This is a genomic window from Bradyrhizobium sp. Crot121, from assembly GCF_059512385.1.
In genome coordinates this window covers 1-15,718 of the sequence record NZ_JCAMOR010000120.1, presented here as the reverse complement: position 1 = coordinate 15,718, position 15,718 = coordinate 1, and the positions used below count along the sequence as shown (strand labels likewise).

Here is a 15,718-nt window from a genome sequence, read left to right as displayed (position 1 = left end):
GCACCCGTCGCGCCAGCGCCAGCATGCGTTCGAGGACAATCTCGCCAAGCAAGCCGGTGCGGCCTTCGATCTTGCGGCCAATATCACGGATGACGCGACCGAGATAGGTTCTGAGCATCTTCAAGGCCCGGTTGGCGCGCTTGGAGGCATCGGTTTTGACGCCCCGAGGTAGAGCAATTTGGGCAATTCAGTTGGCGACCGGCGCCCGTCTGTCACAGGTTTGCTAATCTGCGCCTGTTCGCTGATCGACGCGCACCCGGCTCCGGACGATGGACGCGCGGTCACCGCGCAGCCCCCCGTCAATACGCCGTCTCGTCGCGAAGAGCGGGGCGCAAATGCCGATGGCGCAAGGGAGAGCAGCTACAAACCTTCGTATGGCACTTCCATCCCTTGTCATGGCGCTCGCCTACCCCCGTACAATTGAGCGTTCAGTTGCGATGGACCTAGCCTTGGGCCAATCAGCAAAAGTCGATTGCCCGGCGATTACAGGGAAGATCGACGCAATCGCGACGATCCCAGCGGTCCGCACGTGGAACGCGCGCGACAGAGAAGAAGCCGCTGTTTTGCCCTGGGAGGCTGCATATGAGACTGAAGCGCTGCTTCCGCTGCCCTATTTTCCGCATGACCGCGCGGATCACAATGACCCCGCAGCCGCACTTCATTTGTGCGCGCGGTGCGACCGCGAACCAGAAATCCCGGGAAGCTATCACCGACGCGAGACCTACAGGAGATAAAGATGGGCGATAGCTCCCAATGCTCTCACCAACCTGCAGCGAAGTGCTGCGCCGTCTGCGGCGGGAAGTTTGGCCTGATCCGATATTACTCGTGGCGCACTGCGCTGTGCTCCAGGAAATGTCTGGATCGGTTCAAGGCGCGTCGGGAGCGCGATCGCCGATGGCTGTTCGGATTTCACGGAGCCTAAAACAGCTGAGGTTGAAGGCCAATGCCGCCCTGTCTTGTACTTTCTTAAACGTGTCGAGGAAGTTGTTGAACTCCGGCTTTGCTGCATATTCGACCCAGGTCTTTTCGGCCCACGTCGATCCGCGCGCGGAGTTGACGAGCTTGCCGGCAACAGCGCCGTTCAGATCAACCTGCTTTGAGGTTGCCCATTGGATGAACAGCTAGGCTGCTCCCTTCTTCTTGGAAGCGGCGTTCATCGCTAGCGACCATATCCAGATGTTGGATTCGAAGTCTTTGCCGTTTTGAGCGCGCAAGGGGGGTGCGAATGCGATCTTACCCGAGGCCGGCTTGCCGGCCACGTCGTTCCAAAAGCCAACCATGTTGGAATCGATTGCCATCGCCGTGCGTCCTGAGTTGATGCCATCGACCACTTGATACCAGTTGTCGTTAGCAAAGGACGGACCCGCGCACTTCTTGATCATGTCCACATAGTCCTTGTGGAAGGCGATTGACTCAGGTGAGTCGAGACCCGTGTCCAGCTTGCCGTCCTTAATGACGAAATCATGCACTCCGTAAGATTTGGCAATCGAGATCGCAGCCGTGTGGATGCTGCTCCAAAAGCGTACGCCCAACGGCGTGAGTGCGGGATCCGCAGCTTTTAGCTTTGCGCATGCGGCGGACATCTCCGGCGGAGTCGTCGGCACCTTGATGCCGAATTTGTCGAGGATGTCCTTACGGTAGAATAGCTGGATGTTCTCGAAGCCGTGCGGAACGGCCCACACCCGACCGCTTCCCGCTTCGATCTGCCCATCTGTCACCTTCCAGGTTAGCGCATCCCGCAGCGCGGGAAAGAAATCCTTGTAGTCATAGTTTGATGCGGTGAGTTTCGGATCGGTCAGATACCGATCGAGCGGCTCGAGCAACTGGCCTGGCGCAAGATCCCAGGCTAGCTGAACCCCCGTCCCCACGACTTCCCAAGTCGGAGATTTTGTGCTCAGTTGGATCGTTAGCTTATTCCAATAAGCGTCGTCCGGATAAAGCTCAGGCGTCACCTTGATACCGGTTAGCTTTTCGAACTCCGGCAATTGAGCCGCGACGGCGTCAGCATAGGGATGAATGTCGTATGCCCAGACGATCGAACTACCTTCGAACTGCCTCCAGTTGACGTCGTCTGCTTTGGCTTGCTGAAGGGGAATGGCCGCTCCGGTCAGAAGCGTCGAGCAAATAAGAGCGCCTCTGGCAAAATTCGCCAAATGGCCGCAAAAAGCAGCGAGCTTCCTTGGCATGCTTCCCTCCAATGGGCTCTTTGGCCCGTAAGCCCACGCGCCCTCCTCTTCCAGGGCCGCAGTGCCGAGCAGGCTACCTGTAATTTATTCTCGTCTTAAGCGGGCTTTCCAACCGAGGTTGGGTAAGATTGAGTAACGTCGGACACTTCGGGCATTTCCGCAGAAGGGGAGAATAAACGCGGATCAGCAAGCAGAGCGAGCCACACCGGGGCTGAAGTTGCAGGCTACGTCGCAACCTGTCGGTTCATGTTGCACAATTCCGGTCTTAATTTTGATCTCGTGCAGTTATACGGCTCCTTCCCCACTTTATCTGGCGCCAGTAAGCCGTCGTACCAAGGCGTCGAGTCTAGATCTCATTTTTCGATAGTCGGCTTATGTACCGGATCGATAAGAACTTGCCGCTGAGAACAAACGTGCTCCTCGGTTGTACGATATCAAGAATGGCGGCTGGAATCTCACAAAGACGTTCATCGTCGGGCTGCCGCTCGACGAGGGTGGGCACCGGGAGGCGGAGGTTGTTGAGGACCAGATACGATTCGTGCCGATCGCTCATCTCGAAGATGAAATGCCGCGCCGCGGTTCGCCGTTCGGTCGGCTATGGCATCACGATTGGAGCGCCCGCGCATGGCGAAGGCTTGGATGCTGCTATGGTTGAATGTTCGCGTTCGCCGGATCACTCGGCAGCGTCAGCCCTCGCCCTTTTCCCACGCCGGCCCCGTCTCGGCGGCGCCAGCTCCGGAGTTGTTCGCATGTTGAGCATCGGGTTGGTCAAGCTTCCCAGTGTGCGATCGTATCACCCGAGCCTTCTGAACGATAATAGGATTCCTGCAGCGAAGGTGCACCGCTGAGCACATCTGCAGCCCAGCTGCGCACACCTCTGCTGCATAAGCTGAAACTCCTCTACACACGCTATTCAACCAGTACCGGGCCCGCCGCTTCGGGTCCATTCGAATTTACCTTCATATTCGGTGCAGTTCTTTTCGATCCCACACATATCGTTCCTGATACTGTTCGCCGCATTCGACTCGCATGCACCGCGCGCAGTGCACCAACCATGACGTAAGCCAAGACTGCGGCTCCTAAGCCGGCGAATGCTGGATAACTCTCGCCTTTCCCCTGCCTACGAAAGCTAGATTGTCGCGACTATTTGCATGACGAACCTGCCGCGACTGAGACAGCGTCGTGAGAGGCAGCTTCAGGCGCGCCGACAAAGCCCTGGTACGAGCCTTGCTTGATGAAGGGCAAGACCATGTGCTTCGCGCCGAGCCGCCGGATTCCTTCCGCCTTGGTGTCTGGCTCCGGACATGGATGTCTTCAACCGGACACGGTTGAACACAACAACACGCAGCGTCAAACGATGACACGGTAACAGTCGTTGTCCAAAGGAGAGAAGCATGTCCGGTATTGCAGGCGCTTTTCTGTTGCCAAGCCGTTCACAAAAGACGGTTTACGATCGGCTCAAGCACATGGTTCCGAAGCTTGAAAACCGTGGACAGGCGGGGTTCGGCGTTGCCGCGTTCATGCATGCAAAAGGTTTTCAATATACAAAGTCATGTCGGCCACCACGCGACTTCGCAACGATTGATTATGATGAACAGGGTGCGAATTTCAGGCCACATGTAGCGATAGCACATATTCGTACTCCATCTTCCCGGGAGAACAGTGACGGCGACGTCCAGCCCCTTGACAACCATAAAGCCGGCCATCGCCACTTGACCGTTTGTTTGAACGGCGCTTTGGCCAACGCTGATGAACTTAAGGAAGAACTGCTTGCCCAAGGCTATCGGTTTGGCAGCAGAACGGATGCAGAGCTTCCGCTCAAGCTTATTGAGCGCATTTGTCAAAAAGACTATTGGCAGCACGCTTTGCCGGTTGATTACGAGAAAGTCTTTCGTGACATTGATGTCCGTATTGATGGGGCCATCATCGCACTTTTATTGGATGGTCAAGGTAATCTAACTGCTTTCCGCAATCGTAGTGATTTGCGGCCTTTGGAATTCATGAAAACCGAAGACGGTTTTGTACTCTTTGCCTCCGAAAATTGCGCTTTCTCCGGACTACAAGGCCAAGCGGACGAGATATTGCCAAGTCACATCAAGTATGTGGACGGACAAACGGGAGATTGCATCACTCGCTTTGTTGGCCGTGCTGGACACAGCCCAAAGCTTTGCGCCTATGAGACGCTCTATCTAGGAAATACGAAAACGTCGATACGAGGCCACTCTCATCTGAGCACCCGTCACAATATAGGCGTTACCCTGGGTCGAATTATCTCGCCGACTTTAGTGGTCGAAACGGGCTCCGCCCCCATCATCGTTTCTTCCATGCCGCGTACGGGAAAGCCGTATGCCGATGTTCTATTCGCATCTCTGGCCGAACAACAGGGTGCCCTCGTTCAAAGGCACGAAGTGATCGCAACATGCTGTTCGGAGCGCACGCTCATAGGCATCGCTGGCGAACGCAAATCGCTTATCGCGCAAAAGTACCGGGTCGCAAGCAAAGACGTTACAGGCCGAACCATAATTATAGCCGATGAGGCGCTCATTCGCGGCGATACAAGCCGGGCAGTGACGGAAATGCTCCTTGCCGCCGGGGCCAAGGCTGTGCATTGGGCAATCGGTTCTCCGCCCATCGTAGCGCCAAATTACTACGGCATGGGTATCGACACGATTGATGAGTTGGCGTTCTGGAAAGTCTGGAAAACATTGCCACCCGAAGCGCGACAGAACAGTCTGCGTTTCCATAAAATCGAGTCGCAAACGCTCACGGTGATCGAAAGGCACATTGCTTTGTCCATCAATGCTGCCAGCGTCACTTATCTGCCCTTTCATTCTCTCGTATCCTTGCTGCCGCAGGGGCATGATGGAATCGATCTATCTCCGTTTACGGTCGAGATGCCAACTCCTGCGGGGCAAAAACGCGCGAACGAAAACTTGAATAGATTGGTCGCCGATCTCGCCTTCACAAAAGTATCCGCTGCCTGACGTCACGATGAAGCCGGCTCTTGTATTCGATTGGAACGGCACTCTGCTCGACGATGCCGATGCCTTGCTGCAAACGACGAACGCCATTCTGAGCCGGTTCGGCCGCGCTGCCATCGACATGCAAACTTTTTTGGACCAGTGCGACGTTCCACTTTCCGTCCTTTACCGCAATCTCGGAATGTCGGAACGCGAAGTCGAAACAGTGGATAGCGATGGCAGCGCTATTTTTCACGACACCTACGAGCCGCTGGCGAGCAAAGCCGATCTGCGCGACGGCGCCCGCCGCATTTTGGAAACGGCGCGTCAACAGGCCGTTTCCACCATCATTCTGAGCAACCATATAGTCGAACCCCTCCGTACCCAATTGCGACGGCTTGGAATCGACGATTGCGTCGATGAGGTTCTGGCCTTTGAAAGCCGCGCTACTCAATACAAAAGCATGAGCAAAGGCGAACGGCTTCAGCTGTACATGCAAACACACAATCTGAACCCTGGGTCAACCGTCTTCATCGGGGACATGCCGGTCGAAACGGATATTGCACGCAATCTTGGCTTGATCAGCGTAGCCATTACCGGCGGGTTGGTGTCCGAGTCGCGTTTGCATGCGGCGCAGCCGGACTACCTCATTGATAACCATCATAAGCGGCTGCGCGTTCTGCAAGAAACCGGCTTTTTTCGAAATGCATAGTGAGCGAGAGCATGACTGAAAATCCATTATCGACCGCAACGCCTATGCCAGCGCGACAAAAGATCGGCCTGATCGGCGCAGGACGCATGGGAACCGGCATAGGGATCAGTCTTTTGCGTCATGGCGCCGAATTGCATATCAAAGCCAACAAGAACCGTAGGGGTGCGGAACGTTTAATCGGCATGGGCGCTTGTGAACGTGCTTCCATTGCTGAATTGGCCAGGCATGTAAATGTCGTCGTTTTGTCCTTGCCTTCAAGCCGCGAGGTTGAGGCAGTCTGTCTTGGGCAACACGGATTGTTCGCGCATTTACCCCGACAGAGTCTGATACTTGACTGCACAACGTCTCATCCTGCTTCAACGCTCGTTTTGGCCGAACAGGCCCAAAAGCATCGCTTAGCCTTTATAGATGCCCCCGTAACGCGAAGCCCTGAACATGCAGAGCAAGGACGTCTCAACGCCGTTGTTGGATCGGATGGGAAAAGTTTCCGTATCGCTGCCGGTATTCTTGCTGCGTTTTGCGAGAACATCGTCCCTGTCGGCGATGTCGGGCAAGGCCATAAGCTCCAGCTGGTCTATAACGGCATGACGATGGGCATAGCGGCGGTAACTGCTGAAACTTGCCGGTTTGCCGATGGCCTTGGCGTTGATCTTGCAACCTTACGCTCGTTAGTCAGTCGCGGCGCGACCAACAGCGGAATATTCCAGAATTTCGCAGCCTTTATGTTGGGCGAAAGACCGGATGTTTTGGCGATATCCATTACCAATGCCGCAAAGGATATTGATTGCGCCGTGCGGTTAGCAGGCGAAACCGCAATAGCAGTGCCGGTTCTGACTGCCGCCGCGCAAAAATTACACACCTCTGTTGCCGAAGGCAAAGGTGAACTCACCTTACCTCATCTCGCGCTTCTCTGAGGACAACGGATGACATAGTAACAGCACCCGAAAAACTGGTGTGCTGCAGACTTCGATGACCGTCGCGATTTCGGCAGTCGGCGGTTGTTCCTGACCCGGCAAGGTGCCGCAAATGTTGCTTTCGATTCTTTTCTCCTTCCCTACCGGTGCTGCCCTGAACATTTCGCTGACGGTGGATGGGCGCTGTCGCAGAAGATCGAACACAGTTCCGCTTAATCTGCGATTGGCTTCGCTGAACGACAAATCCTGAAAATTTGTGCAACCGTACAGCAGTCGCCGAAAATATGCCGAAAAGATAGGGCACTTACGGGTTGGTCGGAACTGTCTATGACGGCAGATTCCCGGCCCGAAATTACAGCGAGGCTGGCGTGAGGGTTTTCCGCAACCGGCCATCTCAGACGGGGAGGAAACTCACAGTGTCACAAACATTCATCCCGTACGCACCAACGGTCTCCGCAGGGCCGGCCGTTTTGACACTCGCACCTCCCATGTCTACCCTCATTGGGGACAAAGGCTACGATGGCGACGGCTTTCGCGCCGAAATCGTCAATCGCGGCGCGAAGCCCGTCATTCCAAACAAAATCCAACAGGGTGATCCTCCACAGATTCAGCAAACGCGTCGACAAAAAGCGCAACGTTATAGGCGCTGTTTCCGCCGGCAGAAGGATTTCAGGCGTGTTGCAATTCGCTACGACAAACTCGCCAGGAACTTCTAATGCTGCCGTCTACCTCGCGGCCATCGTCGCCTATTGGATCAATCGAGTCTGAACCCTCATACTCTTTCAACGCCAGGCGCGCGGGAAGCGGAACCCATCACCGAAGAGTCCGGTCCATGACCACACATCGCCAGAGGATTTTGAGTCCGCGTCCTTCTCCCCCGCCACTGGCCTGCCGGCAATGCGAGCGAAGTTCTGGATCGCTTTGGAGACGAGCTGCGGATAGGTGAGGAGAAAGTTGTCCGGCTGGGTGTGCATCAGCGCCGGCATATCCTTCTTTTTTAAATCCTCATACGACTCATTCAGCATCTTCTTGTACAATGATAAGCTATTCGACGTGCAGCGGCCGCCGCGCGACTTCACACGGAAGATCGCCTCCGGGGCAATTTTCCCAGAGATCATCGCAACGTTCAAACGCCCGCGATAGCTGGTGCTGTCGAGTTCGGCGGCATCGCCGATTACCACCCAGCCATCGCCGTAGAGCTGGGGTATGGTGTTGTAGCCGCTTTTCGGGATGAGGTGCGCGGAATATTCCTTGAGCTCTGAGCCGTCGATTAGTGGCACCACCGACGGATGACGCTTGAAGCGGTCGAGCAGCCCGTAAGGCGTTTCGCCCGTTCGCTGGAGATCGGAGACGAGGCAGCCGATGCCGAGTGAGATGCACTCCTTGTTCGCATAGATGAAACCCATGCCGGTCATCCCGCGCGAGATGGTGCCGGCGGCCTCGATCACGACCCCTTCGTCGCGCTTGAGATTGAAGCGGTTTTCGATGGTCTCGCGCGGCAAAAGGTGCATTTCCTCGACCTCCAGCGCAACCTGGTCGGGCGTCGGCCGCTCGCGCAAGCCCGCACACGTCCCGAGCAAGCCATTGACGCCCTCGGCGAGCACCACTACGTCGGAGTGGATTATGCCGTCCTGTCGGTCAGTACGCACACCAATGACGCGGCCACGGCGGTTCTGCGCCAGCTCGGTAACGGTAGTCTGGCACAAGAGGGTGGCGCCGGCCTCCTTCACCTTGCAGGAGAACCATTTGTCGAATTCGGGGCGGATGACGATGTACCGGTTCGGTCGCTGGTGATTGCAATCGTTGAAGCGGTAGCGCAGCCCGATATGGGAACGGCTCTCCATTATCCAAAAGCGCTGCTCGACAAGGCGGCGCTCGAGGGGGGCATTCTCGCGGAAATCTGGCGTCAGCTGCTCCAAGATGTCCGCATCGAGGACTGCCCCCTGCACGTTCTTTGATCCGGAATATTCGCCGCGCTCGAGCTGCAGCACCTTCATGCCGCGCTTGGCCATGCTCAGCGCGGCCGCGTTGCCGGCCATTCCGGCGCCAACAACGATCGCATCGAACCTCTCTTCGATCATGGGCCTCTCCTTTGTTCAGTGGCGCATGTTCTCAAACCTACCCTCGCTTGCAACGCGGTCGCCTGCATAGGGCGACGGCGGAGGCGGCGAGATCACGACCCAAGATCGTGCTTCCCAACAACAGGATCTCCGGCTCGGAGGTGTTGACAAGGCCGGTCAAGGCCTTGGTGTCGGACACGTTGCGGCAATCTGCAAGCATGTTGTCGGCAACCAGATAGAAGGTCGGCGCCGTGGCAGAGTTCGACCGCGGGCGCTGCGCGTCGCCTTTGTCTCCGGACCGATCACGACCTCCGCGAGATCAACTTTCAGCTTCAGCTCCAAGGAGACTGATTGCACTGGCCGCGCTCCTGTTCGATAAAGACCCAGACATACTGCGTTGAAATTCACCGCGAGCGCCTTCTTGCCGGCGCGCCCTTCAGGAGACGCGCGAGCTCCTGTCAGATCGCTCATCATCAAGACTCTTCGGATCAGGCATCGCGGGCCAGCGCCGCAAGATCGGTCTCAAGCTTGGGCTGGTGCTTGAAGATCGCGTCGATCAATGCTTGCGCCGGCTGCTCGGCGGCTTCTACCAGCACCGCCTTCTCAGCGCGCGCGGACGGCGCGAATACACGCTTAACGACGGTCGGCGAGCCCTTGAGACCGCATTTGGAGATGTCCTCGACGCCGGCCTGCTGCGCGTTCCACTTCACGATCGGCGCCCGGGCGGCACGCAACGCATCCGCCATGGCGCCGCGGCGAATCTGGTTGGTTGCCTCCAGCATGGTGATGAGACACGGCAGCCGGGTGCGGAGCACCTGCACGCCGCCTTCGGAGCGCCGTTCCGCTTCAACTGTGCGTGCGGCAAGATCCAAGGCACTGATCTTGGCGACGTAGGTGAGCTGCAGCACACCTAGCCGCTTCGCGACGCCGGGCCCAACTTGGGCGGTGTCACCGTCGATGGTCTGCTTACCGGTGAAGATGAGGTCCGGCGGGCCATATTCCTTGCCGATTTTGCGGATGGCGGTCGCAAGTGCGTAACTCGTCGCCAGCGTATCGGCGCCCGCGAAGCAGCGATCGGTGAGCAGTACGGCGCGATCGGCGCCAAAGGTGAGCGCTTTGCGTAACGAGTCCTCGGCCGACGGCGGCCCCATCGTAAGGACGGTGATCTCGCCGCCGAATTTATCGCGCAGCTCCAGCGCGGCCTCGAGCGCGAAGAGGTCGTATGGATTGATGATGGTCGGCACGCCCTGACGCATGATCGTGTTAGTCACGGGGTGCACGCGGATTTGCGCCGAGTCGGGAACCTGCTTGATGCAGACGACGTTGTGCATATGTTTCTCCAGACATTGCAATGGCTGGCGAAGAGAACAGCAAGTTTCGTACCACTGCGCGAATTTCAAAATCAGCAGCGATACAATGCTTTTTGGAAACGTCATCTCACCCTAGCCTGACGTTTGCCGGCGACGGAATTGCGACATTGGTCCTGACTACGACAGCTCGGCTCGCGCGGCTTAATTTATCGTTGATCTGGGTCAAAGCGGGTGGCCCAAAACGGATTCGCTTCCTCGGGAAACCGCAGCACCCGCTGCGCTCATGAGGAAGCCTAAGCCTTGAGCTCATTTGCAACCGACGAGGCTTCGCATCACCAGGAGCAAGCGCCGCGTCGCAACGAGCTTGCGGCGCCTGCGGCCACGAGGCACACGGCGATACCTTCGTAGTCCCGCAGCGCGCGGCGGTTGCTCCACATGAGCGGACGCGGGCTTAGAATTGAACGCGGTCAACCAGCAGACGATGATCTCGCCGACTGAAATCCGGCGTGAGCTGATGGTCGATTGCGACATTACCCAGGCAGTGGCGATGGCAGCGCCCGCGCCGCCGATGGTCACGGCCCCGACGCGCGCCAAATCCTTTCAGAAACGCTTGATCTCGACACCGTATTTCCTCAAGGCGTAGCCAATCTGGCGCGGTGTCAGCCCAAGCAGGCGCGCCGCCTTCGCCTGCACCCAGCCGGACCTTTCCATGGCCGCGATGACACGCTCGCGATCTGTGATCTTCGCACCACCTACGAGGGATGCGCCGGCTGGTGCCAACGGAGCCAGGTCGCCGCCGAAAGGCGGGACCGGCATAGCCGCCTCAGCCGGCGGCATGGCGGGCATAATCGGCACTGATACGATCGGCCGCGGCTGCAGCGCCACCTCGTCCGATCCGGTTTTCCACAGCATCGCGGAAAGGCACTGGCCGTGGCAGCAGGCAAAGTCGTCTCTTACGATCGATGGTCCAGGTGCAAGGGTCGCGGTCCGCTGCACGCAATTCTCAAGCTCGCGCACATTTCCGGGAAAACCGCAGTTCATCAGTACTTCAATCGCACTGCTATCGAAGTCGAGCGTACGGCCGTTCTCGCTGTTGAAATTTCTGAGGAACTCGGTGGCGAGGAGCGGAATATCACCGCGCCTTTCGCGCAACGGCGGCAGCAGCAAGGGAACCACGCTGATCCGATAATAGAGGTCGGCGCGGAACTCGTTGCTTGCCACCGCCTCTTCCAGGTTCTTATTGGTGGCGGCAATCACGCGAACATCGACCTTAACGGTCTGGTTGCCGCCGACGCGCTCGAATTCCTGCTCCTGCAGGACGCGCAGTAGCTTTGCCTGGAACGAAGCCGAAATCTCGCCGATCTCGTCCAGAAATAGCGTCCCCTTGTCGGCGAGCTCGAAGCGGCCCTTGCGGGAGCTGAACGCGCTGGTAAAGGCACCCTTCTCGTGACCGAACAATTCGGATTCCAGTACCGTTTCAGGCAGCGCCGCGCAGTTGAGTTTTATGAGCGGACGCTTGGCGCGCGCCGACCGCTCGTGAATCGCCTTGGCGACCAGCTCTTTTCCGGTACCGGACTCGCCGCGCAACAGCACCGTGCTGTTTGATTTGGCCACCACCGCGATCTTCTCGAGCAGCGCCCGCAGCGCCGGGCTGTCCCCGATGATCCCCTCGACATGGACCTTCTTGCGCTCCCGTGAAGGCTGCTTGAGCTCACACAATTGCTTTTGCAGGCGGTCCTTCTCCACCATCAGTCGCTCGCGGTCACACGCGAACAGCCGATGCAGCTTCACCGTCTGCCCTACAAGGTTGGCGATCATGGTGAGCAGCCGTGCGTCGTAGTCGAGCCGGACGCTCGAGGCCTCGTCCAGCATTCGGTCGATCGTCAGCGTGCCGACGACATTCGCATCGATGCGGATGGGAACGCCGAGGAACGACACTGGCATCTCGTCGGAGGCCCCGAGTACCTCCATGTCCGCAGCACTGAAGGCCGAATGCACCGCTACGTTTTCGGCGACGAGCGGCATGTCCGACGTCACGATCTCCTGCAGTGCCTTCTGCGGCAGGCGCATCCGGTAGCGCTCGTCGCTGCCTTCGCTCCAGCCGGCGCCCACGGTAATGTCCGGCACGCCATCATCGTGGAATAGAGAGACGATACCGTGCCGCATCTGTACAAACGATTGCAGAAGATCAACAACGTTGGCCAGCGTGACTTCGAGCCGGCAGGGCGCGGTGAGTACTTTCGATATTTCGAAGATCCCGATAATCGCGCTCTCATACGACGGCACAATAGGGACCGTGTGGTCCGTCTCGGAGTTTGAGTTAAGCCTTTCGCGTACGGAAGGGATATGCAGCATGACGACGTCTCCGTTGTCATGACCATCCTCCCTGTCGCTCTGTTCGGATTTGCGAATATTGTGTTGCATGTCATCCTCGATCTCGCCCTACAGGGAATGACCGCAAGAGATAACCCCTTATTATGGCACGATGGTAAAACTTACAGCGCCTTCATCGTGGCATGACGGTAAACTTACAATGCCTTGATTTGCTTATTCTCTGCTCTTCCGAACTCGTCGCGCGGATTCCGTGGAAACACGAGTTCCATTGATGTAACTCAAATCAGCTGCGATTTTTTGTTGCAGGTAGGGGGTCGATCACAGGTGTTGGCCACCATCGATCGGCACCTCGGTGCCCGTGACATAGCTTGCCGCATCCGAGCATAGGAAGAAGATGACCTTCGCGACTTCTTCCGGTGTGCCCACCCGGCGCAGCGGAATATTTGGCACAAGACGCGCTTCCGTGTTCGGCGACAAAATGTCTGTTTTGATCTCGCCGGGCGCGATCGCGTTCACGCGAATGCCATGCGGTGCATAGTCGTGCGCCTTTTCGCGCGTGAGACACGCGAGCGCAGCTTTCGATGTCGCGTAGGCGCTGCCGGCAAACGGGTGCACCCGCGAGCCTGCGATTGAGGTCACGTTGACAATTGATCCCGACGCTGCTCTCAACTCCTCAAACAGGCCTTGCGCGAGCAGGATCGGCGCCACCAGATTGAGGTGGAACACCCTCATCCAGGTTTCGACTGACGTCGTCAAGGACGTCAGTCGTGCACCGTTCGGCGTCTTCGGCGAAATTCCGGCATTGTTGATCAATGCGTGCAATGGCGCGCCCGCGAGGCGCTCCTTGACCTCGGCGATGGCGCGCGGCAGCATCCGATGGTTGCTGAGGTCGACCTGGACATGGTTGTCGGCCCCTGACTCCCACGGGCAGCGCCCGCCATCGAACGGTTGGCGCGCGCAAGAGATGATGCGCCAGCCCGCTTCCGAAAACAGCTTTCCGGTGGCGTGACCGATGCCGCGCGACGCCCCGGTCAGCACCAACGTCTTCCGTTCTCCCTGCTGGATGCCGGCTCTATCGGTGTGAAACGGACAGCTCACGTCGGTCGCCGACCGTGGACCGGCGACCGCATCGTCGTTTCTCAGATCGAGACTCAAAACGCACCTCCCATCTTGCCCTCGCCCGCCAACGCGGTGCAGGATTTGGGCCAGTGCGATGCAGAGGAATGCTCGCACCTTTTGCGGCCCAATGTCGTGTTCGCAACAGGTTGGCGGGTTCGGGACATCGGGCGCGTTTGCTTTCGGACAGCAGCAAACGCTGGTGCACACCAAGCCGATTTTCAAGTCCTGCAAGACGTGCACGGCACTGCCCATTTGGCTCGGCTCTTGCTCCACGGCCCTAATGCGCGCTGGCTTTGCCGCAAATGTTGTCAATGCGGTCGGTCGAGGTCCGTAAATTGCGCGGATATCAGAACCGCTGGCGAATTCGTTGGCTCTCACACCATTCGATGCGGGGGAACGACGTGTTGCTGTTGAGCAATCCGCCCCTCCTGAGAACCAGGTTACCGGCCACGTCATTCCATTCATCATTCCGTGATCGAACTGGGTCTCAGGATCGGCGGCAGCGAACCCTCAACCTGCAGCGTTTCTCGGCGGCCTCCGCCATCGCAGTCTTCTTGAGCGTGGCGATATTGTCGGCAGCCTCCTTCGAGAGGCCCTCGCGGACGGCTTCAAGGCTGGGTTGAACACTCCCGGGAAATAATGGAGAGCTGGATGTGCGGCAGAGCCACTTGGGGCGGCGAGCCCTTCCGCGCGCGATGTTGCGACAAGTTCGCGGCCTCTCACCGTAAATAGTGCAGCGACTGCGGCCGGTTCATCGACGGGGTTCTGGCGTATGTCAGGACACCCGGCGATCCAGAAAGCCCTGTGCAACCACTGTTCGACCAACTCGGGCTTCCCCGACTCTACACATCGCGGAGTTAGGCGCGCGTAGCCAGGCGACGGCGGCGCTCATGGTCGGCTAGCTCAGGTTGATGCTCGTGCCGCAGCGGTAAGGTTACGTTCGGTCACCCGAGCGTCGAGCACGACGAGCAGATTTAGATCATCGAGGCCCTGAACGCATGATCTGGACTTATCCAGACTGTGGATGCATTCGATCAACAATCAGTTTTACCAATTCTAGGAATGACGGCAAGCAAAAAGCCAGTTGGAGAAATGAATTCAGGCATACCGGGATGGCTATCGATCTTTGCCTGGCTTTGAGAAGAATTCTCAGGTGCACGCCGAGCATCAACCGAGGCGCATGTCCATTGCGGCCACGTTCTTCGGGGGGCTACGCAAGCTGCGTCGCGCCGGCTCGACGCGACAAGCGGTTCGCACGTCGCGTAGGCGCTTACTACCGATAAACCTCCGTATAGCTGTTCCAACCCTTTTATATCACCCGCTTATCTCCGTATAATTGAACCAACCATGTCGAATGGAACTTCTCGTGCTCGGTCGCTCGTCGTCCAGAGCTGCTGCTGTGGCGCAGCGCCCAAGACTACAACCATGACCCAGCTACCGGATAAGCCCGCCTCTGGGGCCCAGCTGCCCCTGTATTTGGGGACATGCACACGGCCATATTCATGAGTGCCTGTTATGCTTTCTCCAGCATTGATCGCAACCTTGATGCGCGAGAGCAGCATGTGAAGGATGCAGCTTAAGGCGGCGCTGCTCCCATAATCCCCGCAGTTCCTTCACGAGAGCTTCACGCCTAGCCTGATCGAACGTAGTTGTATCAAGGAGATCCCCGAGCACGGCTTCGCCCTCGATCCGCATCAGTAGATCGAACACATCATGTGAAATACGCACACCGTCACGGCTGGAGGGCCCCGTACGGATCTCGCACACCGTCTCTTGGCGATCTAGCGCGGTGTAAGCGCGGACTCGATAGAGGCGTGCATAAGGCGGCAATGAAACCGCGAGCCCAGTCCAATCCTTCAGCATTGCAGCCCGCTTTTTGACGAGGAACGGCCCGACTACAAGTCCATCCAGCTCTGTCGTCAGAAACGCGGCAATCGCGTCTGCAACCGAATCCACGATCGGCTCGGCATTGTTGCTAAAGGACGTGTTGAGCAGAACTGGGATGCCCGTCCGCCTCTTGAACGCATTAATAAGCTCCCAGTAGGCGCGGCTGCAGAACGGCGATGTGTTCACGAAGTTCATGACCAAGCTTCTGAACCATTCTCAGGTCAAATCGCTATTGT

At 57.8% G+C, this 15,718-nt stretch carries 10 protein-coding genes and 5 pseudogenes; 6 read left to right on the top strand and 9 right to left on the bottom strand.

The window, feature by feature from the left end; all coding sequences use genetic code 11:
* Both AC5ZGW_RS42845 and AC5ZGW_RS42840 read right to left on the bottom strand, forming a co-directional pair.
* Positions 1-142, bottom strand: a pseudogene (locus tag AC5ZGW_RS42845) (IS5/IS1182 family transposase); the annotation flags it as partial.
* Between the two features lie 979 nt (positions 143-1,121).
* Positions 1,122-2,186 (bottom strand): ABC transporter substrate-binding protein, encoded by a 1,065-nt coding sequence (locus tag AC5ZGW_RS42840; RefSeq protein WP_245474928.1) that lies wholly within the window; start codon positions 2,184-2,186, stop codon positions 1,122-1,124.
* A gap of 1,394 nt (positions 2,187-3,580) precedes the next feature.
* On the opposite strand from AC5ZGW_RS42840, the gene AC5ZGW_RS42835 reads away from it, so the two are divergent.
* The 4 genes and pseudogenes from AC5ZGW_RS42835 to AC5ZGW_RS42820 form a co-directional block, all read left to right on the top strand.
* Positions 3,581-5,170: an amidophosphoribosyltransferase gene (locus AC5ZGW_RS42835; RefSeq protein ID WP_245474929.1), complete on the top strand. Its 1,590-nt coding sequence runs from the start codon at positions 3,581-3,583 to the stop codon at positions 5,168-5,170.
* Positions 5,171-5,177: 7 nt separating this feature from the next.
* Positions 5,178-5,858, top strand: coding sequence for an HAD family hydrolase (locus AC5ZGW_RS42830; protein ID WP_130228486.1), 681 nt, complete (start codon positions 5,178-5,180; stop codon positions 5,856-5,858).
* Between the two features lie 11 nt (positions 5,859-5,869).
* On the top strand, positions 5,870-6,772 hold the full coding sequence (locus AC5ZGW_RS42825; RefSeq protein WP_130228487.1) for an NAD(P)-dependent oxidoreductase: 903 nt from the start codon (positions 5,870-5,872) through the stop codon (positions 6,770-6,772).
* A 449-nt stretch (positions 6,773-7,221) separates the two neighbouring features.
* Positions 7,222-7,540: pseudogene (locus AC5ZGW_RS42820) on the top strand (transposase); the annotation flags it as partial.
* Between the two features lie 14 nt (positions 7,541-7,554).
* Here the strand turns inward: AC5ZGW_RS42820 and AC5ZGW_RS42815 are convergent.
* The 3 genes and pseudogenes from AC5ZGW_RS42815 to AC5ZGW_RS42805 form a co-directional block, all read right to left on the bottom strand.
* Positions 7,555-8,853 (bottom strand): FAD-dependent oxidoreductase, encoded by a 1,299-nt coding sequence (locus AC5ZGW_RS42815; protein ID WP_130228488.1) that lies wholly within the window; start codon positions 8,851-8,853, stop codon positions 7,555-7,557.
* 79 nt (positions 8,854-8,932) lie between these two features.
* Positions 8,933-9,303: pseudogene (locus tag AC5ZGW_RS42810) on the bottom strand (electron transfer flavoprotein subunit alpha); the annotation flags it as partial.
* Between the two features lie 17 nt (positions 9,304-9,320).
* Positions 9,321-10,163: an electron transfer flavoprotein subunit beta/FixA family protein gene (locus AC5ZGW_RS42805; protein WP_028168869.1), complete on the bottom strand. Its 843-nt coding sequence runs from the start codon at positions 10,161-10,163 to the stop codon at positions 9,321-9,323.
* A gap of 436 nt (positions 10,164-10,599) precedes the next feature.
* Here AC5ZGW_RS42805 and AC5ZGW_RS42800 point away from each other — a divergent pair, with 436 nt between their 5' ends.
* Positions 10,600-10,785 (top strand): hypothetical protein, encoded by a 186-nt coding sequence (locus tag AC5ZGW_RS42800; protein WP_130228489.1) that lies wholly within the window; start codon positions 10,600-10,602, stop codon positions 10,783-10,785.
* Here the strand turns inward: AC5ZGW_RS42800 and nifA are convergent.
* Positions 10,743-12,497: a nif-specific transcriptional activator NifA gene (gene nifA / locus AC5ZGW_RS42795; RefSeq protein WP_245474930.1), complete on the bottom strand. Its 1,755-nt coding sequence runs from the start codon at positions 12,495-12,497 to the stop codon at positions 10,743-10,745. The two genes, AC5ZGW_RS42800 and nifA, sit on opposite strands and share 43 nt — an antisense overlap.
* Between nifA and AC5ZGW_RS42790 the strand changes: the two genes are divergently transcribed.
* On the top strand, positions 12,489-12,662 hold the full coding sequence (locus AC5ZGW_RS42790) for a hypothetical protein (protein WP_165435427.1): 174 nt from the start codon (positions 12,489-12,491) through the stop codon (positions 12,660-12,662). The two genes, nifA and AC5ZGW_RS42790, sit on opposite strands and share 9 nt — an antisense overlap.
* 132 nt (positions 12,663-12,794) lie before the next feature.
* Here AC5ZGW_RS42790 and AC5ZGW_RS42785 read toward each other — a convergent pair whose 3' ends face one another.
* The 3 genes and pseudogenes from AC5ZGW_RS42785 to AC5ZGW_RS42775 form a co-directional block, all read right to left on the bottom strand.
* On the bottom strand, positions 12,795-13,631 hold the full coding sequence (locus AC5ZGW_RS42785) for an SDR family NAD(P)-dependent oxidoreductase (RefSeq protein ID WP_028168866.1): 837 nt from the start codon (positions 13,629-13,631) through the stop codon (positions 12,795-12,797).
* A 590-nt stretch (positions 13,632-14,221) separates the two neighbouring features.
* Positions 14,222-14,612 (bottom strand): annotated as a pseudogene (locus tag AC5ZGW_RS42780) (hypothetical protein); the annotation flags it as partial.
* A 483-nt stretch (positions 14,613-15,095) separates the two neighbouring features.
* Positions 15,096-15,641 (bottom strand): annotated as a pseudogene (locus AC5ZGW_RS42775) (carbamoyltransferase C-terminal domain-containing protein); the annotation flags it as partial.
* Positions 15,642-15,718: the final 77 nt, after the last annotated feature.

Excerpts from the sequence above, each read along its gene's own strand:
- nifA (WP_245474930.1), bottom strand. The coding sequence starts at position 12,497 with ATGCTGCATATCCCTTCCGTACGCGAAAGGCTTAACTCAAACTCCGAG.
- AC5ZGW_RS42835 (WP_245474929.1), top strand. The coding sequence starts at position 3,581 with ATGTCCGGTATTGCAGGCGCTTTTCTGTTGCCAAGCCGTTCACAAAAG.
- AC5ZGW_RS42840 (WP_245474928.1), bottom strand. The coding sequence starts at position 2,186 with ATGCCAAGGAAGCTCGCTGCTTTTTGCGGCCATTTGGCGAATTTTGCC.
- AC5ZGW_RS42825 (WP_130228487.1), top strand. The coding sequence starts at position 5,870 with ATGACTGAAAATCCATTATCGACCGCAACGCCTATGCCAGCGCGACAA.
- AC5ZGW_RS42790 (WP_165435427.1), top strand. The coding sequence starts at position 12,489 with ATGCAGCATGACGACGTCTCCGTTGTCATGACCATCCTCCCTGTCGCT.
- AC5ZGW_RS42805 (WP_028168869.1), bottom strand. The coding sequence starts at position 10,163 with ATGCACAACGTCGTCTGCATCAAGCAGGTTCCCGACTCGGCGCAAATC.
- AC5ZGW_RS42815 (WP_130228488.1), bottom strand. The coding sequence starts at position 8,853 with ATGATCGAAGAGAGGTTCGATGCGATCGTTGTTGGCGCCGGAATGGCC.
- AC5ZGW_RS42830 (WP_130228486.1), top strand. The coding sequence starts at position 5,178 with ATGAAGCCGGCTCTTGTATTCGATTGGAACGGCACTCTGCTCGACGAT.